Consider the following 20,320-nt stretch of genomic DNA (forward strand, 5'->3'; position numbering starts at 1 on the left):
GTCCCCTCCGGGTCTTCCTAGAATGGGCGCATGAGTTTTCCCATGGACACCCGTGTGGGTGCCTACGCCGTCATCGTCCAGGACGGGGCGGTGCTGCTCAGCCACTGGAACCCCCGCCACCCCACGCTGCGGGGTGCGTGGAGCCTGCCCGGCGGCGGCATGGAGATCGGGGAGCAGCCCGGGCAGACCGCGGTCCGCGAGGTGCTCGAGGAGACCGGCTTCACGGTGGAGCTCGACGAGCTGCTCGGCGTGCACAGCCGCCACATGGACCCCGACCAGCGGCTGGACGGCCGGGACCGCCCCTTCCACGCCCTGCGCGTGATCTACCGCGCGCACATCACGGGTGGAACGCTCACCTCGGAACTGGACGGGTCCTCGGACGAGGCCCGCTGGTTCCCCCTGTCCGCGCTGCCGCAGCTGCCCCTGGTCGGCCTCGTGCCGGTGGGCCTGGAGCTGGCCGGGCTCGTCCGGGCGGACCCTGCGGCGGCGGGGGAGGGCCGGTGAGCCGCCGTCGCACGACCGCGGGCCTGCTGGCCGTCGTCGCGCTGACCGGGTGCGGCGGCGCCCCCGAGGCCCCGGTCGCGCCCTCGCCGGTCCCGGCGGCCACGACGTCCGCCCCTGCGGGACCCGTCCGGATCGCCGCGGGCCCCACCGGCCAGACGGCCGTGCTCGCCCACGTCTACGCCGGGCGGCTGCAGGAGGCGGGCTTCGACGCCGGCGTGGTCGACGCGGGGACCAGCCGCGCCGACTACCTGGGGGCCCTCGAGCGGGGGGACGTGGACGTCGTCGCGGACTACTCGGGCAACCTCTACCTGTACCTGCGCGGCCGGGCCCCGGTCGGGCCGGCCACGACCGCGCCGTCGGACGGGGCGACCCCGGCCCCCACGTCCCCGGCGGACCCGGAGGGCGGCGGGCTCGCCGAGGACCTCTCCGAGCTCCTGGGCCTGGGCGACGAGCGGGCGGACGACGAGGACGTGCTGGCCGGGGTGCAGGACGTGCTGCCCGAGGAGCTGCGGACCCTCGAGCCGGCCCCGGCGGAGAACACGGTGGCGGTCGTGGTGACCCGCGCCACGGCCGTGGAGCACGGTCTCTCCGACCTGGAGGACCTGGGCCCGGTGTGCGGCGAGCTCGCCGTCGGCACCGACCTCGACTTCGCGGGCCGGTCCTACGGACCGGAGGGACTGGAGGACGCCTACGAGTGCGTGCCCGGCCGGTACGTGCCGTTCGGCGACCAGGACGACCTCGTGGACGCCCTGCTCGAGGACCGGGTGCAGGCCGCGGCCCTGTTCACCGCCTCGCCCGCCATCGAGGACAACGCCCTGGTGGTCCTCGCCGACCCGCTCCACAACTTCGTCCCGCAGCGCGTGGTGCCCGTGGCCGCCGAGGAGCTCCCGGACGCGGCGGTGGAGGTCGTGAACGCCGTCTCCGCGCAGATCGGCACCGACGACCTCGTGCTGATGACCCGGATGACCTCCGCGCGCGACCCCTACACCCCCGCCGAGGCCGCGCGGTACTGGCTCGAGGGCGGCGACGACACCTGAGCCGCGCCCGGGACGGCGACCCGCCCGGGGGTAGGGTGTACCGCATGTCAGTGGTGAAGCAGTCCGACAAGCTCAAGAACGTCCTCTACGACATCCGCGGTCCCGTGCTGGAGCAGGCGGAGCACATGGAGGCGGAGGGGCACCGGATCCTGAAGCTCAACATCGGCAACCCCGCACCGTTCGGCTTCGAGGCCCCGGACGCGATCCTCGTCGACATGATCAAGAACCTGCCCAACGCGCAGGGCTACTCGGACTCCCGCGGGATCTACTCGGCGCGCACCGCCGTGGTGCAGTACTACCAGACCCGCGGGATCATGAACCTCGACACCGACGACGTCTACCTCGGCAACGGCGTCTCCGAGCTGATCACCATGACGCTGCAGGCGCTGTGCAACCCCGGGGACGAGATCCTCATCCCGTCCCCGGACTACCCGCTGTGGACCGCCTCCGTGGCCCTGTCCGGCGGCACGCCCGTGCACTACCGGTGCGACGAGGACGACGCCTGGAACCCCGATCTCGAGGACCTCGCGGCCAGGATCACGCCGAACACCAAGGGCATCGTGGTCATCAACCCGAACAACCCCACCGGCGCCGTGTACTCCCGCGAGGTCCTGCAGTCCATCGTGGACCTCGCCGAGGAGCACGGGCTGATCCTGTTCTCGGACGAGATCTACGAGAAGATCACCTACGACGCCGCCGAGATGGTCAACACCGCGACCCTCACCGGCGAGGACGTGCTGTGCCTGACCTTCTCCGGGCTGTCCAAGGCGTACCGGGTGGCCGGGTACCGCGCCGGCTGGCTGGCCATCACCGGGCCCAACTGGAAGGCCGAGAGCTTCATCGAGGGCATCAAGCTGCTGGCCAACATGCGCATGTGCGCCAACGTCCCCGCCCAGCACGCGATCCAGACCGCCCTGGGCGGCTACCAGTCGATCAACGACCTGATCCTGCCCGGCGGGCGGCTCAAGGCCCAGCGCGACCTCGCCCACCGGCGGCTCAACGAGATCGACGGCGTGTCCTGCCAGCAGGCCGACGGCGCGCTGTACCTGTTCCCCAAGCTCGACGTGGAGAAGTTCCACATCGTCGACGACGAGCGGTTCGCCCTCGACCTGCTCAAGGAGCAGAAGATCCTCATCAGCCACGGCCGGGCGTTCAACTGGCCGGAGCCCGACCACTTCCGGCTCGTGACGCTGCCGTCCGTGGAGATGCTGGCCACGGCGCTGGACCGGATCGAGGAGTTCCTCGGCAGCTACCGCCAGTGATCCGGCGGGCCGCGCACCGCGGCCCGCCCGTCATCCCCAGGAGTGTCCGCATGAGCGCAGACGACCACCGCCCCGGCACCGGCTTCGAGCGGGACGTGCGACCGCTGCTGCGCGCCCGTCCGGGGATGTCCCTGACGGCCGTGGACACCGGCTCCACCCCCGGGTTCGCGGGGTCCAAGAAGGTCGGCAACGCGCTGCGGGCCGCCCGGGACGGACAGCTCTCCGAGCTGCAGCGGCAGATCTACGCCAACGCCACGGTGGGGGCCCGGCACCGGGTGCTCCTCGTGCTGCAGGGGATGGACACCTCCGGGAAAGGGGGAGTCATCCAGCACGTCCTGGGCGGGCTCAGCCCGCACGGCGTGCGCACCCACGGCTTCGGCCGGCCCACCGAGGAGGAGGCCTCCCAGCACTTCCTCCAGCGGATCCGGCACCAGCTGCCCCGCCCCGGGGTGATCGGCGCGTTCGACCGCTCCCACTACGAGGACGTCCTCGTGCCCGTGGTGCACGACGTGCTCGACGACCGGCAGCTCGAGCGGCGCTACACCGAGATCCGCCACTTCGAGCAGGAGCTCGCCGACGACGGCGTGGTCATCCTCAAGGTCTTCCTGCACCTCGGCCTGGACGAGCAGCGCGAGAACCTCAGAGCCCGCATGGGCGACCGGACCAAGCAGTGGAAGTTCGACCCCTCGGACCTCGAGGCCCGCAGCCGGTGGGACACCTACATGGCCGCCTACGAGCGGGCCATCGACGCGACGGACGCCGACCACGCGCCCTGGTACGTCGTGCCCACCGACCGGAAGTGGTACGCCCGCGTCGTGGTCCAGGACCTGCTGATCTCCGCGCTCGCAGGGCTGCGGCTCGACTGGCCGAGCCCGGGCTACGACGTCGAGGACATGCGCCGGCGGCTCGCCGAGCTCTGAGCCCCGCCGCGGTCGCCCGGACCACGGCGGTCCCGCGCCCGGCGGCGCAGGACCCGGCGCCCCGGTGCGGTCCCGGGGCGGGCCCGGAGCGGCTCAGTCGTCCCCGGGGTCCTCGTCGTCGGCGTCCGCGCGGCGGGCCCGGGCCGCGTCCAGCCGTTCCCGGGCCCCGTCGAGCCACTGCTCGCACCGGGTGGCCAGGGCCTCACCGCGCTCCCAGAGGGCGAGGGACTCCTCGAGGGACGTGCCCCCGGCCTCGAGCCGGGAGACGACCTGCACGAGCTCCTCGCGGGCCTGCTCGTAGCCCAGGCCGGGGACGTCTGACAGGTCGGGTGCTGCGGGGTGGTCGGTGCTCGCCATGGGTGGCGCCTCTCGTTCGGGACGGTCGGGGTGTCGGTGCGGGGTGTCGTAGCGGACTGTCGGTGCGGGACCCGGCGGGGAACAGGGACCGGTCAGGAGGTGCCCGGCCGCTCGCCCGGGCGCCGGGCGGAGACGCTCTCGGTGCGCACGCCGAGCTCGCCGGCGGCCAGGCGCACCCCCAGCGGGTCCCCGGCGCGCACGGCGGCGGCGTCGGTGACCACGGCGCCGGACGCGTCCAGGACCACGGCGTAGCCGCGCTGCAGCGTCTCCCGGGGCGACAGCGCGCGCACCCGGGCGCGCAGGGAGCGCACGGCGTCGCGCTCCCGCAGCGTGCGCGCGTCCACGGCGGCCAGCGCCCGGGTGCGCCACCGGTCCACGTCCTCCTCCCGGAGCAGGATCATGTCCTCCGGCTGGGCCAGGACGGGCCGGGAGCGCACGGCCGCGAGCCCGGCGGACTCCCGGTCCAGGAAGCCCCGGACGGCGCGGTCCAGGCCGGCCCGCGCCCGGGCCACCCCGGCGCGCTCCTCGACGACGTCGGGGACGATCCGCTTGCCGGCGTCCGTGGGGGTCGAGGCCCGCAGGTCCGCGACCCAGTCCAGCAGGGGCTGGTCGTTCTCGTGCCCGATGGCGCTGACCACCGGGGTCCGGGCGGCGGCCACGGCGCGGATCAGGGACTCGTCGCTGAAGGCCAGGAGGTCCTCGAACGAGCCGCCGCCGCGGGCGACCACGATGACGTCCACCTCGGGCATGCCGTCGAGCTCGTGCAGCGCCCGGGTCACCGCGCGCACCGCGCCGGCGCCCTGCACGGCCACCTCGCGCACCTCGAAGCGCACGGCCGGCCAGCGCAGGGACGCGTTGCGGATGACGTCCTTCTCGGCGTCGGAGTTGCGGCCCGTCACGAGGCCGACCCGGCGGGGGAGCAGCGGCAGCGGCTGCTTCCGGGCGGCGTCGAAGAGCCCCTCCTCCGCGAGGGCCCGCCGCAGCCGCTCGAGCCGCTCCAGCAGGTCCCCGAGGCCCACCGGCCGGATCCCGCGGCCCAGCATGGACAGCCGGCCGGTCTTGGCCCAGAAGTCCGGCTTGAGCTGGGCGACCACCCGCATCCCCTTCTCCAGCGGGCGGTCCAGGTGGGCGGTCTCGTTGGCGAACAGGGTCACGGGCACGGAGACCTCGGCGTCGACGTCCCGCAGCGTCACGTAGGTGACGCGGGCCCGCCGGTTGAGCTCGATGATCTGCCCCTCGACCCACGTGGGCGCGCAGCGGGCGATGTAGGCGTGCAAGTTCTCCGAGAGCATCCGCAGCGGCCACGGGTTCTCCGGGGTGGTGCGGTCCGCCCGCGGGGGCAGCTCCCGCTCGCCACCGGCCGGCACGTCCTGCTGCGGCTCGAGATGCGTCATGACTCATGCTTACCACCCGACGGCGACAGCCGTGCGCGGACACCGTGCGCGCACACCGGGCGTGCGTACAGTGGTGCCGTGAGCCCCTCAGCACCCCCCGCGTCCGGACACCGTTCCCGGCGCCGTGCCGTGACCGTCCTGCGCACCGGCCTCGGCACCGTCCTCGGCCTGGCCACCGCGTCCCTCGTGGCGCTGCTCGTGCCGCTGCACTGGGCCGAGGACACGGTCGTGTCCCGGGACGGGTTCACCCGCGTGGTGGGCACCCTCGCCGAGGACCGGTCGTTCCAGGAGGAGCTGGCGCGCACGGCCGTGGGGCAGGCGACGGACCGGTTCCTGGGGGAGCGGGCCACCGGGGTGCCCTTCCTGGACCGGGCCCTGGAGGGCTTGACGCGCCGCGCGACGGACATCGCCGTCGACCTGACGTCCGACCCCGCCTACCAGCGCGCGTGGACGCAGAGCCTGGCCCGCACCCATGCGGCGAACGTCCCCGTCGAGGGCGGCGTGGACGAGGCGCCCCGCGACCTCGTGCTCGACCTCGGCCCGATGCTCCGGGAGGTCGACGCGGCCCTGGAGCGGACCGCGGGCGTGGACGTCGGTCTCGCCGAGCGCGACAGCACGCTGACCGTCCCGGGCTCGCGCACCGGGCCCCTGATCGAGAACGCCGTCCGGCTGACGGACCTGGCCGTCCCGCTCACCTGGGCCGCCGGGGTGCTCGGGGTGCTCGCGCTGCTCGTGACCCGGCACCGGTTCGCCACGCTCGCCGTGCTGGGACTCGGCACGCTCGCCGGCCTGGGCGGCGTGTGGCTGCTCGTGGAGCACGGCGTGGAGCGGGCGACCGGCGTCCTGGGCGCGGACCCGGTGGTCCGGCTCACCGTGGACCGGGTCGCCGTCCTGCTCACCGGGTCCCTCGGCGAGCAGATGGTCACCGCCGCCTGGGCGGCGGGGATCACGGGCGTGGTGGGTCTCGTGGGGGCGATCCTGGTGTCGGGCGGATCACGGCGCGGACGGCGCCCCACCACGTAGCATGGAGGCCATGCCGACCACCGTTGCGCTCTCCATGCCCACCGTCCCCCGTTCCCGGCGCTCCCCCGAGGAGGTGGCCGCCGCCGCTCCCGTGGCCGGGCCCAAGAAGGTCCTGCTCGCGTCCCCCCGCGGCTACTGCGCCGGCGTGGACCGTGCGGTCATCGCGGTGGAGAAGGCGCTCGAGCACTACGGCGCCCCGGTGTACGTCCGCAAGGAGATCGTGCACAACAAGTTCGTGGTGAGCACCCTCGAGGAGCAGGGCGCCGTGTTCGTCGAGGAGACCGACGAGGTCCCGGAGGGATCCCTGCTGATCTTCTCCGCCCACGGCGTCTCGCCGGCCGTGGTGGAGTCCGCGAGGTCCCGCGACCTGCACACCATCGACGCCACGTGCCCGCTGGTGACCAAGGTGCACCGCGAGGCCGTGCGCTTCGCGAAGAGCGACTACGACATCCTGCTGATCGGCCACGACGGCCACGAGGAGGTCGAGGGCACCTCCGGCGAGGCCCCCGAGCACATCCAGGTGGTGAACAGCCCCGACGAGGTCGACCAGGTCGTGGTCCGCGACCCGGACAAGGTCGTGTGGCTCTCCCAGACCACCCTCAGCGTGGACGAGACCCTGGAGACCGTGCAGAAGCTGCGCGAGCGCTTCCCCTCCCTGCAGGACCCGCCCAGCGACGACATCTGCTACGCGACCTCCAACCGGCAGACCGCGATCAAGAAGATCGCCCCGGACGCCGATCTCGTGGTCGTCGTGGGCTCGGCGAACTCCTCGAACTCCGTGCGGCTCAAGGAGGTCGCCCTCGAGTACGGCGCCCGCCGGGCCGAGCGGGTGGACTTCGCCAACCAGGTGGACGAGTCCTGGTTCGAGGGCGTCGCCACCGTGGGCGTCACGTCCGGCGCCTCCGTGCCGGAGGTGCTCGTCCAGGACGTGCTGCGCCTGCTCGCCGACTACGGCTACGGCGAGGTGGAGCAGGTCGTGACCGCCGAGGAGGACGTGCTGTTCTCCCTGCCCAAGGAGCTGCGCGCCCGGCTCACCGCAGCCGGGGACACCTCCCACCGGCTCGGCGGCCGCGGGGCGCGCCCCGCCCGCTGAGCCGCGGGCGGGCCGCGCCCGGTCAGCCCGCCGCGCGCTCGTCGAGGGGCTCCGGCGCCCCGCCCGAGCCGACGGGATCCGGGCGATCCACCGGCTCCGCCCGCCGGTCCGCCCGGGGCAGCTGCCCCGGTTCCGGCAGCAGCGGGGCCTCCGGCAGCTGTCCGGCCGCGGTGAACTCCGGTGCCGTGAGGGGGCGCGGCGCCACCACGAGCGGCCGGGTGCTCAGCCGCTCGTCCTCGGCGAGCGTGGGGTCGAGGTCGTTGATCCGCCGGGCCGTGGGGAACACCCGGGTCTCCACGGAACCGGCGAGCCGGTTGTAGGTCTCGACCGACTTCTGCAGCGACCGGCCCATGTCGTCGAGGTGCTTGCCGACCGTGCCCAGCCGTTCGTAGAGCTGACGGGAGAGGTCGAAGAGCTCCTTGGCGTTCTCCGTGAGCCCGTTCTGCCGCCACGTGAAGGCGACCGCCTTGAGCGAGGCCAGCAGCGAGACCGGCGACACGAGCGCCACGTTGCGGCCCGCGGCGTGGTCCAGCAGCGTCGGGTCCGCGTCCAGCGCCGCGGACAGCGCCGACTCGGCGGGCAGGAAGCACAGCACCAGCTCCGGCGAGGCGTCCCGCGCCTCCCAGTACTTCTTGCCGGCCAGCGCGTCCACGTGCCCGCGCACGGCCTTGGCGTGACCGGCCAGCTGCGCCCGGCGGGCGTCGTCGTCCGGTGCGTCCTGGGCGCGCAGGTAGGCGGTCATGGGCGCCTTGGCGTCCAGGACGATGTCACGGCCCCCGGGCAGGTGCACGACCATGTCGGGGCGGACGGCGCTGCGCTCGCCGTCCGCGGTGGTGCCGTTCGAGGAGACCTGCTCCCGGAAGTCGACGTGCGCCGTCATCCCCGCGGCCTCGACCACCCGGCGCAGCTGGACCTCGCCCCACGTGCCCCGCGCCGAGCCCGAGCGCAGGGCCGAGGACAGGGACGTGGTCGCGGTGCGCAGGTGGTCGCCGACCTCACGGGTGTGGGCGAGGGCCTGGGTGATGCCCCCGTACTGCTCGGCCCGGTCCCGCTCGAGCGCGCTCACGTGCTCCTCGACCGAGCGCAGCTGGTGGGCCACCGGCGCCAGCGCCCGCAGCACGTTGTTGTCCTGCACGGAGCGGGCGTCGGCGTCCCGCAGCCGGTCCTCGAGCTGGGCGCGCGCCTCGACGGCCGCCGCCCGCTCGGCGGCGAGGTCCACGAGCCGGTCGTGGACGGCGGCGAGCTCGGCCTGGAGCCCGGCGCGCTCCTGCTCCGCGGCCCGCACCTCCCGGGCGGAACGTGCCCGGGCCACCGCGACGCCCAGGAGGGCGCCCACGAGGAGGGCGAGGAGGACGAGGACGACGACGAGGCTGACGGTCATGCCCAGCAGTGTGGCACGCCACCCGGACACCGCACGGCGGCGGCGCTCACGGCCGCGGTACTCACGGCCGCGGTGCTCACGGCCGCCCGCACCCGGGCGCCGCCCGTCGGGTGGTCACCGCCGCACCGTGGTCCGGCGGACCGCCAGCAGCACCACGGCCGCGAAGACCGCCGTCCAGATGCCGGCGTTGAGCAGCAGCGCCCACAGGGGGTCGGACTCCACGGGCGGTCCGCTGGTGGCCACGACGTCGCCCTCGACCAGCGGGTACCGGGCCAGCCCGGCCAGGCCGTAGAGCGGGGTGAACCGTGCGATGTCGAGCATGACACCGGTGAGCGGGACGAAGAGGTTGCCGAAGAAGCTGAGCACCACCAGCAGCCCCGAGGCGGCGCCGACCGCGGACTCGGAGCGGAACAGCAGCCCCGCCGCCAGCCCGTAGAGGGCGAACATGGAGGAGCCGGCCACGACGAGGACCGCGGTGGCGGGCCAGCGCCAGCCGCCCAGCTCGGCGCCGGTCAGGGCGCCCACGGCGTAGACCACGACGACGGGCAGGACAGCCATGGCCAGGGCCACGGCCACCTTGGCCAGCACGTACCCGTGCCGCGGCGCGGGCGTCAGCCCGATCTGGCGGCCCCACCCCCGGGCCTGCTCCACGGCGGCGGAGCCGGCGATCGAGGTCGTCGCGACGACCGCCCCGTACACCGCCATCGAGATCATGTTGTACCCGCCCGCGTTGCCGTGGCCCACCGGCAGGTCGGAGAAGTCCCCCAGCGCCGTGAACATCACGTACAGCACGGCGGGCAGGACCACCACGAAGAAGGTGTTCTCGACCATGCGCACGTTGCGGCGCAGGTCGTGGGCGGCGTAGGCGATGCTCATGCTGCTGGTCCTTCCGGCGGCGGGGACGGGTGTCGGGGGCAGGGCTCGGGGGCGCGGTCAGTCGGCGGTGAGGCCCAGGAAGGCCTCCTCGAGCCCGGCGTGGGTGATCTCGAGCTCCCGCGCGCCCGTGGCCGTGAGCAGGTGCCGGGCGATGGCGTCCGTGTCCGGGCCCGTGAGCCGCCGGCGCCCGCCGACGGGCTCCAGCGGGGTCGCCCCCGGGACGACGACGGGCCCGGGCCCCTCCCAGCGGAAGCTGACCACCCGGTGGCCCGCCAGGGCCTGGACCTCGGCGGTGGGGGCGTCCGCCACCACCCGTCCGCCCTTGAGCACCACGGTGCGCGCGGCGAACTCCTCGGCCTCGTCCAGGTAGTGGGTCGCGAACACGACCGTCCGGCCGCGCTCCGCCTCGGCGTGCATCGACGCCCAGAACTCCCGCCGGGCGTTGACGTCCATCCCCGCGGTCGGCTCGTCGAGGACCAGCAGGTCCGGCTCGGGCAGCAGGGCCAGCGCGAAGCGCAGCCGCTGCTGCTCGCCGCCCGAGCACTTGGAGACCTTCCGCCGCGCGAACCCGGACGCCCCGGCACGGGCCAGCGCCTCGTCCACGGGCAGGGGGTCGCGGTGCAGGGTCGCGACCATGGCCACCGTCTCCCGCACGGACAGGTCGTCGAGCAGCCCCCCGGTCTGGAGCACCGCACCGATCCGCCCGGCCCGCACGCTCGCGCGCGGTGCGGCACCCAGGGTGCGCACGGTGCCGTCGTCGGGGTCCGTGAAGCCCAGCACCATGTCCAGGAGGGTGGTCTTGCCGGCGCCGTTGGGCCCGAGCAGCGCGACCACCTCCCCGCGCTCCACGCGCAGGCTCACGCCGTCCACGGCCCGGACGCGGCGCTCGCCGCGCCCGAAGCCCTTCCGGACACCGGTGACGTCGAGGGCCGGGGAGCCCGCGGCGCTCGCGGGCGGCGCGGTGCTGGATGCCGGGGAGGATCTCATGCCCTGAACTCTGCCCCTCTCGGCGCCGTGCCGGAAGGCCCGGACGCCGCGACACGCCCATGACGTCGGTCACGGGCTCCGGAGCCGGCGGGGCGTGCCGGCCCGGCGGCCGGTAGGATGGTCTCCCGTGGCTCTTACTATCGGAATCGTCGGACTGCCCAACGTCGGCAAGTCCACCCTGTTCAACGCGCTGACCCGCAACACCGTCCTGGCGGCGAACTACCCGTTCGCGACCATCGAGCCGAACATCGGCGTGGTCAACCTGCCGGACCCGCGGCTGGACCGGCTCGCGGAGATCCACGGCTCCGCGCGGATCCTGCCCGCGACCGTGTCCTTCGTGGACATCGCCGGCATCGTCAAGGGCGCGTCCGAGGGGGAGGGCCTCGGCAACCAGTTCCTGGCCAACATCCGCGAGGCCCAGGCCATCGCGCAGGTGGTCCGCGCCTTCGACGACCCGGACGTCATCCACGTGGACGGCGAGATCGACCCGGCCTCCGACATGGAGACCATCAACACCGAGCTGATCCTCGCCGACCTGCAGACCCTCGAGAACGCGATCCCGCGCCTCGAGAAGCAGGTCAAGATCAAGAAGGCCGATCCCGCCAAGCTCGCCGCCATGCAGCAGGCGCAGACGATCCTCGAGCGCGGGGACACCGTCTTCGGGGCGGCGGAGCAGGAGAAGCTCGACGTCGACCAGCTGCGCGACCTGAGCCTGCTCACCGCCAAGCCGTTCATCTACGTCTTCAACGCCGACGACGGGGTGCTCGGCGACGAGGCGAAGCAGCAGGAGCTGCGCGAGCTCGTGGCACCCGCCGACGCCGTGTTCCTCGACGCGAAGCTCGAGGCGGAGCTCGTGGAGCTCGACGAGGACGAGGCGAAGGAGATGCTGGAGATGTCCGGGCAGGAGGAGGCCGGCCTCGACAAGCTCGCCCGCACGGGCTTCTCCACCCTCGGTCTGCAGACCTATCTCACCGCCGGGCCCAAGGAGTCGCGCGCGTGGACCGTGCCCGTGGGCGCCACCGCCCCGCAGGCGGCCGGTGTCATCCACACCGACTTCGAGCGCGGCTTCATCAAGGCCGAGGTCGTCTCCTTCGAGGACCTCGACGCCGCCGGGTCCATGGCCGAGGCCAAGGCCGCCGGCAAGGTTCGCATCGAGGGCAAGGACTACGTCATGCGCGACGGCGACGTGGTGGAGTTCCGCTTCAACGTGTGAGCGGGGCCGTCGCCCCTGGTCCCGCGGGGACCAGGCCCAGGCCGTCCGCACGGAGTCCGCAGGGGATCCGAGGGAGGACTCGAAAAGGGCCTGGGCGGGCTGCCCGCGTGCCGTCCTCCGCCGCCGGCCGCACGTGACCGTGCGTGCTCAGCGCCTCGCTTCGTACCGGGTCAGGACCACCCCGCCGGGAAACGTCCGCGTCTCCACCAGGTTCAGCCGCACCCGGCCGTCCAGGGCGGTGAAGAACGGCGTGCCGCCGCCCACCAGGACCGGATGGGTCACGATCGTGTACTCGTCGATCAGCCCGGCCCGCAGGGCCGCCCCGGCGAGCGCTGCACCACCGACCCGCATCGGCTCGCCGTCCTCAGCCTGGAGCCGGGCGATCTCCGCGACCGCGTCGCCGGTGACCAGGCGGGTGTTCCGGTCGACCTGCTCCATCGTCGCCTTGTCCGTCGTCGAGGAGAGCACCACCTTCGGCGTGTCCCGCCAGTTCCGCGCGAACTCGATCTCCGCCGGGGTGGCACCGGGCTGCTGGTCGCCGGTCGGCCAGTAGGAACCCATGGTCTCCCAGAGCCTGCGCCCGTACAGCAGGAGGCCGATCGCCCGCTCCTGATCGAGCCACCACCGGAACAGCTCGTCGCTCGGCGCACTCCACGCGAGGTCGTCGCCGGGCGCGGCGACGTAGCCGTCCAGCGTCGGGTTCATGCCGTAGATCGGTTTCCGCATCGCGCCGTGCCGTCCGTCGGCCGGTCCCGGGAGCCCGGACCGGAGGCATGGGAGAACTGCTCGACCAGCTCTCCCGCCGGCACCCTGAGGCCGCGGGGCGAGCCGGGGCCCGGGGGTACGTGCAGATCGTCCACCCGTCGATTGTGTCGCACCTTCGACGTCGTCGCCGCAGTCGGGAGGATCCCGGGCCCGGCTCCTTCCCCGAGGCACTGCGGCGCGCCCGGGAGGCGGGGGGCGGGCCCCGTGCTCCGGGCCGGGCCGTCCCGGCCGGTCAGCTCGCCGGCTGGTGCGACGTCTGCGTCCCCGGTGCCGGGGACGGGCCGCCGGCCACGATCCGCAGGTCGGTGAGGTCCGCGCCCTCGAGCTGCGCCAGCACCTGGTGGGCCAGCAGGGACAGGGCCGTGCCGTACGCCGCGGTCCTCGTCTCGGCCTCCACGGCCAGCCGGAGGGAGACGCCCTGCGCCCCGCTGCTCCGCGCCACGCAGCGCGCCGCCGTGACGGTCCGGCCCAGGTCCTCGACCGCGGAGTCGTCCAGCCGGCGGCTCGTCCTGACCGTCGCCTCGGCGGTCCACGTGCTCACGGGGCGACTCCGCGCCGGAGGTCCTCCGACCGGTGCTCCCGGGGACAGGACCGGTGCTCCCGGGGACGGGCCGGCGCGGTGATCTGCACCGGGCCGGTGACCGGCTGCACCTCCTCGAGGCTCCAGCGCAGGAGCTCCACGGCCGCGGGCTCCGCCTCGTGCGCCTGGAGCAGGTCCACGGTGAGGTCCGAGTCGGGGAACAGCGCCCGGGCGCGGACGGCCAGCGGCGCCAGTGCCTGCTGGTTCGTCCCGGTCAGCAGGCCCGTGACGGCCAGGGCCACGTGCTGTCCGTCCAGATCGATCCGGACGAGCACCGAGAGCTTGGGCGCTCCCGACGGTCCCCCCGGTGCGGTGGGCGCGCTCAGCCCCGCCCCCGCCGTCATGTCGCTCATCGTGCGTCTCCCCCCAGTCGGTGCAGCTGCGGCAGGGGACCTGTCCCACGCCCTGGGGCCGCGGCGTCCCCGACGTCGCGGCGGTCCACCCCGCCCGATCCATGGTGAGCACGCGGAAGCCCGACCACCAGGGGGTGCGCCGGACGAGTGCGTTTTCCGGCTCGGCGGTGCTCTGCGCGTCACCCGGGGACGCGGGGGCCGGGGCGCGCGGGGACCAGGGGCCGGGGCGCGCGGGGAGCAGGGGCCGGTGCGGTGCCGCGGAGCCGGCGGCCCACCCGTGCCTACGGCTGGTGGCCGGTGCCGTCCTCCGGTGAGAGCTCGGCCTCGCTGTACTCCTCGATGTCCACGAGCACGGCAGGGCCCGACTGCGCCACCTGCAGCGCGACGGCCAGGCTCGCCACGTCACCCTCGTCGAGGGGCTGGTCGGGCAGGTCCACGGCGTAGCGGGCCTCGCCGTCGACGAGCACCGGGGTGATGTGGGCGGAACCCGTGGTGAGGTCCACCACGGTGGCGGGGGCGATCGCCTCGCCGTCCTCGGAGGCGGGGAGGTCGCTGGGGGGTGCGGAAGTGGTCATGGGGTCCGTCCTGTCGCTCGGGGTGCTGTCAGGCTACTGCGTGTTCCCGTGCGCGCCGCGGAGCGACCTACCGTGACGGGCCGACCTACCATGGGCGGCATGACCCATCCGCTCGTGTTCGACCGCGACGACCCGGTCCTGGCCCGCGTGCGGGAGATCTGCCTGGCGCTGCCCGGCGCCCGGGAGAAGGTGTCCCACGGCCGCCCGTGGTTCTGCACGAGGACCGGTTTTGCGGTGTACGGCGGCACGCTGCGGGGGGACTCGGCCACGTCCTTCGGGACGTCGCTGCTGGTGCGGGCCGACCCGCAGGAGCGGCCCGCCCTGCTGGCCGGCCCGCAGTTCTTCGAGCCGGCGTACCTGTGGCCCTCGGGCTGGGTGGGGCTGGACCTGTCCCCGGCGGGCACCGACTGGACCGAGGCCGCCGAGCTCGTCGAGACGTCCTACCGGCTCACGGCTCCGCGCCGCCTGGTGCAGGAGCTCGACACCCGCCGCTGACGGAGCCGACCGGAGGCCGCGGAGCCGTTCCCGCGGTCAGCCCAGGGCGCGCTTGATGTCGGCGCGCTCCTTCTCGAGGCGGCGCACCCGGTGGCCCAGCTTGAAGAGGCGGACGGAGCCGACGAGCCCCATGATCAGGGCACCGGCGACCGCCGCGAGCAGCATCGCGACGCCGAGGGGGAGGCTGAAGGCCCAGCCCAGGTAGTTGAACTCCGCCGGGACGTTGTTCTGCAGGATGAAGACCAGCAGCAGGACGAGGATCAGCAGGCCCAGGAGCAGGGCGGTCCACATGGCCCCCGAGATGCCGCGGCCCTGTTGCTCGTCCAGGTCGGGGTCCGTGCCCGCCTGCCGCCGGGGAGCGGGCTGCCGCCCGGTCGCCGGACGGTCCGCCGACGACGAGGACGCGTCCGCAGCGGCGGGCTCCCGGTCGTTCCCGGGGGTGAGGTCGCGCCGGTGCGCGTCGGCGGGGTCTGGTGTGCGGGCCATGACGGTTCTCTCCCTGGTCGCGCGGACGGGCCGCGGTGTCGCTGTGGTGCTCACCGTAGTCCTGGTGGGCGCGTTGCTGAAACCCGGCCGGAGCTCAGCGGGTCGGCACGCTGCGCCGGAGGAAGGGGCCCACCGCGGCGGCGAGCAGGGCCAGCGCAGCCTCCTGGTCCACGGGCCCGGACCGGCCGACCGCCATGGCGTGGTCCGCACCCCCGACCGGCAGGACCTCGACCGCCGGTGCGCCCGCCGCGGCGGCCGTGATCTCGTCCGCCGTGCCGAAGGCGTCCCGCGTCCCCTGCGCCACGAGCACGGGGACCGTGGGGCGCAGCAGCTCCTCGGCCCGCGACCGCTCCGGCCGGCCCGGCGGGTGCAGGGGGAAGGCCAGGCAGACGACGGCGGCAGCGCCGACCGCGGCGGCCGTCCGGCACGCCACGCGCGCCCCGGCGCTGCGGCCGCCGACGGCCACGGGCACGCCTGCGGCCAGCTCGGCCACGGCCGGCGCGGCGGCCAGCCAGCCGGCGTCGAGGACCGCCGGACGCGGGGCGATCCTCCGGCCGGCGAGCACCCACGGCTGCTCGTGGCGCACCACGGTGACGCCGTGGCGGGGGAGCGTCTCGGCGAGGGCGACGAGGTCCCGGGCACCCGCGCCCCCGCCCGCGCCGTGGCCCAGCCACAGCAGCGCCGCGGGGTGCTCGGCGGGGGAGACCAGCAGCCGTCCCGGTCCGGTCTCGGTGGGCACGGTGAGCTCGCTCGGTCGGGGCATGGTCCCCACGGTAGCCGGGCGGCTCCCGGCCACGGGCCCGTGCCGCCGGCGGGCGGGGCCCGGCCTAGCATGGGGCGCATGGCATCCCCGAACCCGGCGCCCGCCGCCCGTCCGAGCCGCGCCGACCTCGAGGCCGCCCGGGACACGACCCTGCCCGACCTGCTCGGACCGGACGTGCGGCTGCTGGTCTGCGGCATCAATCCGAGCCTGTGGGCCGCCGCCACCCAGGCGCACTTCGCCCGGCCGGGCAACCGGTTCTGGCCGGCGCTGCACGACGCCGGGCTCACCGGCCGGCTCGTGGACTGCTCCGCCGGGATGAGCGCGGCGGACCGCGAGCACGTCCTGGGGTGCGGCCTCGGCATCACGAACCTCGTGCAGCGGGCCACGGCCCGGGCGGACGAGCTGGACCCCTCCGAGTTCGTGGCCGGCCGGGGGCGGCTGGCCGAGCTCGTCGCCGGGCTGCGCCCCGCCGTGGTCGCGGTCGCCGGCGTCACCGCCTACCGGCACGCCTTCGCCCATCCGGGGGCCGCCCTCGGGCGGCAGGACCGGGAGCTGGCCGGGGCGCAGCTGTGGGCGCTGCCCAGCCCGAGCGGGCTCAACGCCCACGCTTCCCGGGCGGGCCTCGCCGCCGCCTTCGCCGAGGCCGGCCGGGCGGCGGGGCTCCCGCCGGCCGGCACGCCCCGGTGACCGCGCGGACCCGTGCCGGCCGGGTCCGGGCCCCGGCCGGGGGACTCACACGAACAGGAGCAGGCTCACGGCCATGACCGCCATCCCGGCCACCAGCCCGTAGACCGACAGGTGGTGCTCGCCGTACTCCTGGGCCGTGGGCAGCAGCTTGTCCAGGGAGATGAAGACCATGATCCCGGCCACGCCCGCGAACACGACGCCGAAGAGGACGTCGTCGAGGAACGGGAACAGGACGAGGTACCCGAGCACCCCGCCCACGGGCTCCGCCAGGCCCGAGAGGAACGCCCAGCGGAAGGCCCTCCGGCGGTCGCCCGTGGCGTGGTGGATCGGCACCGCCACGGAGATCCCCTCGGGGATGTTGTGCAGCGCGATGGCCACGACCACCGGGATCGCCACGGACGGCTCCTGCATGGCCGCCACGAAGGTCGCGAAGCCCTCGGGGAAGTTGTGGATGGCGATCGCCACCGCGGTCATCGTCCCCATCCGCAGGAGCCGTCGCTGCCGCCCGGCGTCGTCGTGCGGGTACTCGTGCGGGTTGACGCGGGAGGGCACGAGCCGGTCGATCACCGCGATCAGGGCGATCCCCGCGAAGAACCCCCCGGCCGTGGCCCACGCACCGGAGCGCTCCCCGAGCTCGGCCACCAGGGCGACCTGCGCCTTGACGAAGATCTCGATCATGGAGACGTAGATCATCACCCCGGCCGAGAAGCCGAGACTCACCGCCAGGAACTTGGCGTCGGTGCGCCGGGTGACGAGAGCCAGGAACGCGCCCACCCCCGTGGCCAGCCCCGCGAACAGCGTCAGGCCGAAGGCGATGAGCAGCTCGTACACGGGCGGGTCGGTTCCCTTCCTGGCCGGGGTGGGGCGCTCGCAGTCTAGCGAACGGCGGGGAGCGCCCCGGCGGTGCACCGCGGTGCACCAGAATGGTCCGATGACGACCTCTTCCGGCAGTGCCCCGGGACCGGACGCCGCGGCCGGTGACCGGTCCGGCCTCGCCGCGCGGTACACGTCCGCGTGGGAGCTGGTCCCCGACGGACGGGCGCGGGACGACGGCGGGGCCCTGGTCCTGCCGGTGCGCACCCGCGCCGGGGAGCCCGCCGTGCTGCGGCTCTCCCCGCCGCGCTCCGGCGCCGAGCACGAGCACCTGGCGCTGCGCCTGTGGGGCGGGCGCGGGGCCGTGCGGCTGCTCCGGGCGGAGCCGGCCGACCGGGCGCTGCTGCTCGAGCGCACCGCCGACCACGACCTGCACGCCCTGCCCGTGCTCGAGGCCTGCCGCGTGCTCGGCGAACTGACCCGCGCCCTCGCGCGCCCGCCCCGGCCCCCGTTCCCGCGGCTGTCCGCGGCGGCCCGGCGGTGGCGGGAGGACCTGGCCGGGGCCACGGAGCTGGACGCCCGGTTCCCGCGGCGCTTCCGGCTGCAGGCGGTCAAGAACCTGGAGCGGCTGCTCCGCGGCGAGCTGGACACCGCGCTCGTGCACCAGGACCTGCACCACGGCGCCGTGCGGGCCGCACAGCGCTCCCCGTGGCTGGCCACCGGCGCGGACCCGGTGCTCGGCACCCCGGAGTTCGCGCTGGTCCCCGCCCTCTGGCGCCGCACGGAGCAGGCCGGCCGGGGCGGTGCCCTGGCCGCGGCCCTGGAGGACCGGATCGAGGCCCTGTCCCTCGCGGCGGGGGCCGACCCCGAACGCCTCCGGGCGTGGGCGCTCGTGCGGTTCGCCGTCGCAGCCCGGGCCGGGACGGCCCGGCCCACGGGTGCCCCGCACGGGGAGCTCAGCCGGCTGGTCCAGTTGTGCAAGGCCGTGCAGCGGGGCGCCTGAGCTCGTGGCCGCGCCCTGCCCCGCGCCGGTGCGGTCCCGGCGGCGCCGTCAGTCGGGCCGGCGGCCGAGGGCCTCGACGGTCTCCGCGGCGAGGGCGATCCCGGCCCCGCTGTAGAGGTTGAACACCGTCCGCACCCCGTGCCCGCGCAGCTCCTGCACCTCGTCGTCGTACTGCGCCACGGCGGCCACGGCCCCCGCGAACCCCGACTCCGTGAGCTGGCGCAGCGCCACGAGGTTGGAGCCGTGAAAGGGCATGGCCAGCACCGCGATCCGCACGTGCCCGGTGGCGATGACCCGCTCCCAGAACTCCTGGTCGGTCGCGTCCTCGTTCTGCACGTCGAAGCCCTCCCCGCGGAGGCGCTCGGCGCGGTCCGTGGAGTTCTCGATGCCCAGCACGGTGAACCCGTGCTCGTCGGAGAACTCCCGGTAGGCGGCCTGTCCCACCCGGCCCATGCCGAGCACCAGGACGTCGGCGTGGCCGATGTCGATGGGCCGGTCCTCCGGGTGCAGCCGGTGCTCCGGGTGCTCCGGCAGCCGTCGCGCCAGGGCGCTGATCAGGGGCGAGCCGCGGCGGTTGACCACTGCGGAGACCACGAAGCTCGCCGCGACCGTCACGGAGAGCACCACGAGCCAGCGCTCCGCGAGCATCCCGGCGGAGACCCCGATGGCACCCACGATCAGGGCGAACTCCGAGTGGTTGGCCAGGGCCAGCCCGCTGCGCAGCGAGGTCCGGCGGCGCAGCCCGAACAGCCACAGCAGGAGCACGTACAGCACCGCCTGCACCGGCACGAGCAGCAGCAGCAGCAGTCCCAGGAGCACCGTCATGGTGTCCGGCATGCCGTTGAACCCGATCGAGACGAAGAACGCCACGAGCAGCAGGTCCTTGAAGGTGAACAGGGTGCGGGACAGCTCGCCCGCGTTCGCGTGCGAGGCCAGGAGCATGCCCACCACCAGTGCGCCGAGATCCCCCTTGAGCCCCACCGCGGAGAAGGCGATGTAGCCGGGGACCAGGGCCATGACCACCCCGAACAGGGCCTGCATCTCCCCGTGCCCGATCCGGGCCCAGATCCGGCGGAACACCCAGGCGCCGGGCACCAGCAGCACCAGCGCGAACGCCCAGGGGCTCGGCGGGTGCTCGTTCGTGGCGGTGATGAACGCGACGGCCGCGAGGTCCTGCATGATCAGGATGCCGATCGCCACGCGGCCGTAGAGGGAGGTGGTCTCGCTGCGCTCCTCGAGCACCTTGAAGACCAGCACGGTGCTGGAGAAGGACAGCGCGAAGCCCACCAGGGCAAGGGTGGGCAGGTCCGCCTCGGGCAGCGCGAGGCCGGCCAGCATGAACAGGGCCAGGAAACCGGCGCCCAGCGCCGTGCTCACCACCATGTGCACCCCGGCGGTGCCCCACACCTCGCGGCGGAGCAGGGACCGCGCATCCAGCTTGAGCCCGATCCCGAACAGCATCAGGGTGACGCCGATGTCGGCGAGCTCGTCCACGATCTCCAGCCGCTCCGCGCCCAGGCCGTTGAGCACGAAGCCCGCGGCCAGGAAGCCGACCAGGGGCGGCAGCCGGAGCAGGACGGCGAGGGCGCCGGCGCCGAAGGCGACGACCAGGTACACGGCGACCGTTGTCACAGGAGGCTCCCTCGCCGGGCCGGTGGGTGGGGACCCTTCCAGTCTAGGGGCGCAGCCGGTCCCGGACGGGGCCGGGGCCGGCTGCGCCCGGCCACATGTGCCCCGCACCGTCCGCTCCGCC

General features: G+C 74.7%; 23 protein-coding genes and 1 pseudogene. 10 read left to right on the forward strand and 14 right to left on the reverse strand.

All coding sequences use genetic code 11. From position 1 onward, the window contains the following. Positions 1-30: 30 nt before the first annotated feature. From ACH9D3_RS14445 to ACH9D3_RS14460, 4 genes are read left to right on the forward strand one after another with little or no spacing between them, the layout of a single operon-like run. Positions 31-504 (forward strand): NUDIX domain-containing protein, encoded by a 474-nt coding sequence (locus ACH9D3_RS14445; RefSeq protein WP_396411468.1) that lies wholly within the window; start codon positions 31-33, stop codon positions 502-504. Then, positions 501-1,541 carry a glycine betaine ABC transporter substrate-binding protein gene (locus ACH9D3_RS14450; RefSeq protein ID WP_396411469.1) on the forward strand — a complete coding sequence of 347 codons (1,041 nt, stop codon included), beginning with the start codon at positions 501-503 and terminating at the stop codon, positions 1,539-1,541. The genes ACH9D3_RS14445 and ACH9D3_RS14450 overlap by 4 nt, the downstream gene beginning before the upstream one ends. A gap of 44 nt (positions 1,542-1,585) precedes the next feature. After that, complete coding sequence (locus ACH9D3_RS14455; protein ID WP_396401119.1) at positions 1,586-2,803, forward strand: pyridoxal phosphate-dependent aminotransferase; 1,218 nt, start codon at positions 1,586-1,588, stop codon at positions 2,801-2,803. A gap of 50 nt (positions 2,804-2,853) precedes the next feature. Continuing rightward, complete coding sequence (locus tag ACH9D3_RS14460) at positions 2,854-3,723, forward strand: PPK2 family polyphosphate kinase (RefSeq protein ID WP_396411470.1); 870 nt, start codon at positions 2,854-2,856, stop codon at positions 3,721-3,723. Positions 3,724-3,816: 93 nt separating this feature from the next. Here the strand turns inward: ACH9D3_RS14460 and ACH9D3_RS14465 are convergent, their stop codons facing one another. Both ACH9D3_RS14465 and xseA read right to left on the reverse strand, forming a co-directional pair. Beyond that, positions 3,817-4,080, reverse strand: a complete 264-nt coding sequence (locus ACH9D3_RS14465) for an exodeoxyribonuclease VII small subunit (protein WP_396401121.1) — start codon at positions 4,078-4,080, stop codon at positions 3,817-3,819. Positions 4,081-4,172: 92 nt separating this feature from the next. Further along, entirely contained in the window at positions 4,173-5,474 is a 1,302-nt protein-coding gene (gene xseA / locus ACH9D3_RS14470) for an exodeoxyribonuclease VII large subunit (protein WP_396411471.1), read from the reverse strand. A gap of 78 nt (positions 5,475-5,552) precedes the next feature. On the opposite strand from xseA, the gene ACH9D3_RS14475 reads away from it, so the two are divergent. Together ACH9D3_RS14475 and ACH9D3_RS14480 are read left to right on the forward strand one after the other, a co-directional pair. Then, entirely contained in the window at positions 5,553-6,497 is a 945-nt protein-coding gene (locus ACH9D3_RS14475) for a hypothetical protein (protein WP_396411472.1), read from the forward strand. A 10-nt stretch (positions 6,498-6,507) separates the two neighbouring features. After that, entirely contained in the window at positions 6,508-7,590 is a 1,083-nt protein-coding gene (locus ACH9D3_RS14480; protein WP_396411473.1) for a 4-hydroxy-3-methylbut-2-enyl diphosphate reductase, read from the forward strand. A gap of 22 nt (positions 7,591-7,612) precedes the next feature. On the opposite strand, the gene ACH9D3_RS14485 is transcribed toward ACH9D3_RS14480, so the two are convergent. The 3 genes from ACH9D3_RS14485 to ACH9D3_RS14495 all read right to left on the reverse strand — a co-directional run bounded on the left by ACH9D3_RS14485 (position 7,613) and on the right by ACH9D3_RS14495 (position 10,834). Further along, positions 7,613-8,971, reverse strand: a complete 1,359-nt coding sequence (locus ACH9D3_RS14485) for a DNA recombination protein RmuC (protein ID WP_396411474.1) — start codon at positions 8,969-8,971, stop codon at positions 7,613-7,615. A 114-nt stretch (positions 8,972-9,085) separates the two neighbouring features. Further along, the gene (locus tag ACH9D3_RS14490; protein ID WP_396401126.1) at positions 9,086-9,847 is read right to left on the reverse strand and encodes an ABC transporter permease; all 762 of its coding nucleotides are present in this window, start codon (positions 9,845-9,847) and stop codon (positions 9,086-9,088) included. A 57-nt stretch (positions 9,848-9,904) separates the two neighbouring features. Beyond that, the gene (locus ACH9D3_RS14495; RefSeq protein WP_396411475.1) at positions 9,905-10,834 is read right to left on the reverse strand and encodes an ATP-binding cassette domain-containing protein; all 930 of its coding nucleotides are present in this window, start codon (positions 10,832-10,834) and stop codon (positions 9,905-9,907) included. A gap of 127 nt (positions 10,835-10,961) precedes the next feature. On the opposite strand from ACH9D3_RS14495, the gene ychF reads away from it, so the two are divergent. Beyond that, a complete protein-coding gene (gene ychF, locus ACH9D3_RS14500; protein WP_396411476.1) occupies positions 10,962-12,047 on the forward strand; it encodes a redox-regulated ATPase YchF in 1,086 nt (361 codons plus the stop codon). A gap of 147 nt (positions 12,048-12,194) precedes the next feature. Here ychF and ACH9D3_RS14505 read toward each other — a convergent pair whose 3' ends face one another. The 5 genes and pseudogenes from ACH9D3_RS14505 to ACH9D3_RS14520 all read right to left on the reverse strand — a co-directional run bounded on the left by ACH9D3_RS14505 (position 12,195) and on the right by ACH9D3_RS14520 (position 14,320). Then, on the reverse strand, positions 12,195-12,773 hold the full coding sequence (locus ACH9D3_RS14505) for a dihydrofolate reductase family protein (RefSeq protein WP_396411477.1): 579 nt from the start codon (positions 12,771-12,773) through the stop codon (positions 12,195-12,197). A 26-nt stretch (positions 12,774-12,799) separates the two neighbouring features. Then, a pseudogene (locus ACH9D3_RS17350) lies at positions 12,800-12,907 on the reverse strand (aminoacyl-tRNA hydrolase); the annotation flags it as partial. Between the two features lie 137 nt (positions 12,908-13,044). Continuing rightward, a complete protein-coding gene (locus ACH9D3_RS14510) occupies positions 13,045-13,353 on the reverse strand; it encodes a hypothetical protein (RefSeq protein ID WP_396401130.1) in 309 nt (102 codons plus the stop codon). Next, positions 13,350-13,745, reverse strand: coding sequence for a hypothetical protein (locus tag ACH9D3_RS14515; protein ID WP_396411478.1), 396 nt, complete (start codon positions 13,743-13,745; stop codon positions 13,350-13,352). Before ACH9D3_RS14515 ends, ACH9D3_RS14510 begins: the two co-directional genes overlap by 4 nt. Positions 13,746-14,026: 281 nt before the next feature. Then, the gene (locus tag ACH9D3_RS14520; RefSeq protein WP_396401132.1) at positions 14,027-14,320 is read right to left on the reverse strand and encodes a hypothetical protein; all 294 of its coding nucleotides are present in this window, start codon (positions 14,318-14,320) and stop codon (positions 14,027-14,029) included. A gap of 99 nt (positions 14,321-14,419) precedes the next feature. Here ACH9D3_RS14520 and ACH9D3_RS14525 point away from each other — a divergent pair, with 99 nt between their 5' ends. Then, positions 14,420-14,815, forward strand: a complete 396-nt coding sequence (locus ACH9D3_RS14525; protein ID WP_396411479.1) for an MmcQ/YjbR family DNA-binding protein — start codon at positions 14,420-14,422, stop codon at positions 14,813-14,815. A gap of 36 nt (positions 14,816-14,851) precedes the next feature. On the opposite strand, the gene ACH9D3_RS14530 is transcribed toward ACH9D3_RS14525, so the two are convergent. Beyond that, on the reverse strand, positions 14,852-15,301 hold the full coding sequence (locus tag ACH9D3_RS14530) for a lipopolysaccharide assembly protein LapA domain-containing protein (protein WP_396411480.1): 450 nt from the start codon (positions 15,299-15,301) through the stop codon (positions 14,852-14,854). Between the two features lie 94 nt (positions 15,302-15,395). Then, positions 15,396-16,064: an alpha/beta hydrolase family protein gene (locus ACH9D3_RS14535; RefSeq protein WP_396411481.1), complete on the reverse strand. Its 669-nt coding sequence runs from the start codon at positions 16,062-16,064 to the stop codon at positions 15,396-15,398. A 78-nt stretch (positions 16,065-16,142) separates the two neighbouring features. On the opposite strand from ACH9D3_RS14535, the gene ACH9D3_RS14540 reads away from it, so the two are divergent. Next, positions 16,143-16,751: a uracil-DNA glycosylase family protein gene (locus ACH9D3_RS14540; protein WP_396411482.1), complete on the forward strand. Its 609-nt coding sequence runs from the start codon at positions 16,143-16,145 to the stop codon at positions 16,749-16,751. Between the two features lie 45 nt (positions 16,752-16,796). Here the strand turns inward: ACH9D3_RS14540 and zupT are convergent, their stop codons facing one another. Next, on the reverse strand, positions 16,797-17,582 hold the full coding sequence (gene zupT / locus ACH9D3_RS14545; RefSeq protein WP_396411483.1) for a zinc transporter ZupT: 786 nt from the start codon (positions 17,580-17,582) through the stop codon (positions 16,797-16,799). Positions 17,583-17,682: 100 nt separating this feature from the next. Between zupT and ACH9D3_RS14550 the strand changes: the two genes are divergently transcribed. Then, a complete protein-coding gene (locus tag ACH9D3_RS14550) occupies positions 17,683-18,567 on the forward strand; it encodes an aminoglycoside phosphotransferase family protein (protein ID WP_396411484.1) in 885 nt (294 codons plus the stop codon). Positions 18,568-18,615: 48 nt separating this feature from the next. Here ACH9D3_RS14550 and ACH9D3_RS14555 read toward each other — a convergent pair whose 3' ends face one another. After that, positions 18,616-20,199, reverse strand: coding sequence for a cation:proton antiporter domain-containing protein (locus tag ACH9D3_RS14555; protein WP_396411485.1), 1,584 nt, complete (start codon positions 20,197-20,199; stop codon positions 18,616-18,618). Between the last annotated feature and the right edge of the window lie 121 nt (positions 20,200-20,320).

Source organism: Kocuria kalidii (genome assembly GCF_044462225.1).
GTDB classification, from domain to species: Bacteria; Actinomycetota; Actinomycetes; order Actinomycetales; family Micrococcaceae; genus Kocuria; species Kocuria kalidii.

What these genes read in the sequence shown, in the direction of transcription:
- ACH9D3_RS14445 (WP_396411468.1), top strand. Translation starts at nt 31, where the DNA reads ATGAGTTTTCCCATGGACACCCGTGTGGGTGCCTACGCCGTCATCGTC.
- ACH9D3_RS14520 (WP_396401132.1), bottom strand. Translation starts at nt 14,320, where the DNA reads ATGACCACTTCCGCACCCCCCAGCGACCTCCCCGCCTCCGAGGACGGC.
- ACH9D3_RS14480 (WP_396411473.1), top strand. Translation starts at nt 6,508, where the DNA reads ATGCCGACCACCGTTGCGCTCTCCATGCCCACCGTCCCCCGTTCCCGG.
- ACH9D3_RS14550 (WP_396411484.1), top strand. Translation starts at nt 17,683, where the DNA reads ATGACGACCTCTTCCGGCAGTGCCCCGGGACCGGACGCCGCGGCCGGT.
- ACH9D3_RS14495 (WP_396411475.1), bottom strand. Translation starts at nt 10,834, where the DNA reads ATGAGATCCTCCCCGGCATCCAGCACCGCGCCGCCCGCGAGCGCCGCG.
- ACH9D3_RS14540 (WP_396411482.1), top strand. Translation starts at nt 16,143, where the DNA reads ATGGCATCCCCGAACCCGGCGCCCGCCGCCCGTCCGAGCCGCGCCGAC.
- ACH9D3_RS14465 (WP_396401121.1), bottom strand. Translation starts at nt 4,080, where the DNA reads ATGGCGAGCACCGACCACCCCGCAGCACCCGACCTGTCAGACGTCCCC.
- ACH9D3_RS14515 (WP_396411478.1), bottom strand. Translation starts at nt 13,745, where the DNA reads ATGAGCGACATGACGGCGGGGGCGGGGCTGAGCGCGCCCACCGCACCG.
- ACH9D3_RS14530 (WP_396411480.1), bottom strand. Translation starts at nt 15,301, where the DNA reads ATGGCCCGCACACCAGACCCCGCCGACGCGCACCGGCGCGACCTCACC.
- ACH9D3_RS14490 (WP_396401126.1), bottom strand. Translation starts at nt 9,847, where the DNA reads ATGAGCATCGCCTACGCCGCCCACGACCTGCGCCGCAACGTGCGCATG.
- ACH9D3_RS14455 (WP_396401119.1), top strand. Translation starts at nt 1,586, where the DNA reads ATGTCAGTGGTGAAGCAGTCCGACAAGCTCAAGAACGTCCTCTACGAC.
- xseA (WP_396411471.1), bottom strand. Translation starts at nt 5,474, where the DNA reads ATGACGCATCTCGAGCCGCAGCAGGACGTGCCGGCCGGTGGCGAGCGG.
- ACH9D3_RS14485 (WP_396411474.1), bottom strand. Translation starts at nt 8,971, where the DNA reads ATGACCGTCAGCCTCGTCGTCGTCCTCGTCCTCCTCGCCCTCCTCGTG.
- ACH9D3_RS14525 (WP_396411479.1), top strand. Translation starts at nt 14,420, where the DNA reads ATGACCCATCCGCTCGTGTTCGACCGCGACGACCCGGTCCTGGCCCGC.
- ACH9D3_RS14505 (WP_396411477.1), bottom strand. Translation starts at nt 12,773, where the DNA reads ATGCGGAAACCGATCTACGGCATGAACCCGACGCTGGACGGCTACGTC.
- ACH9D3_RS14460 (WP_396411470.1), top strand. Translation starts at nt 2,854, where the DNA reads ATGAGCGCAGACGACCACCGCCCCGGCACCGGCTTCGAGCGGGACGTG.
- ACH9D3_RS14535 (WP_396411481.1), bottom strand. Translation starts at nt 16,064, where the DNA reads ATGCCCCGACCGAGCGAGCTCACCGTGCCCACCGAGACCGGACCGGGA.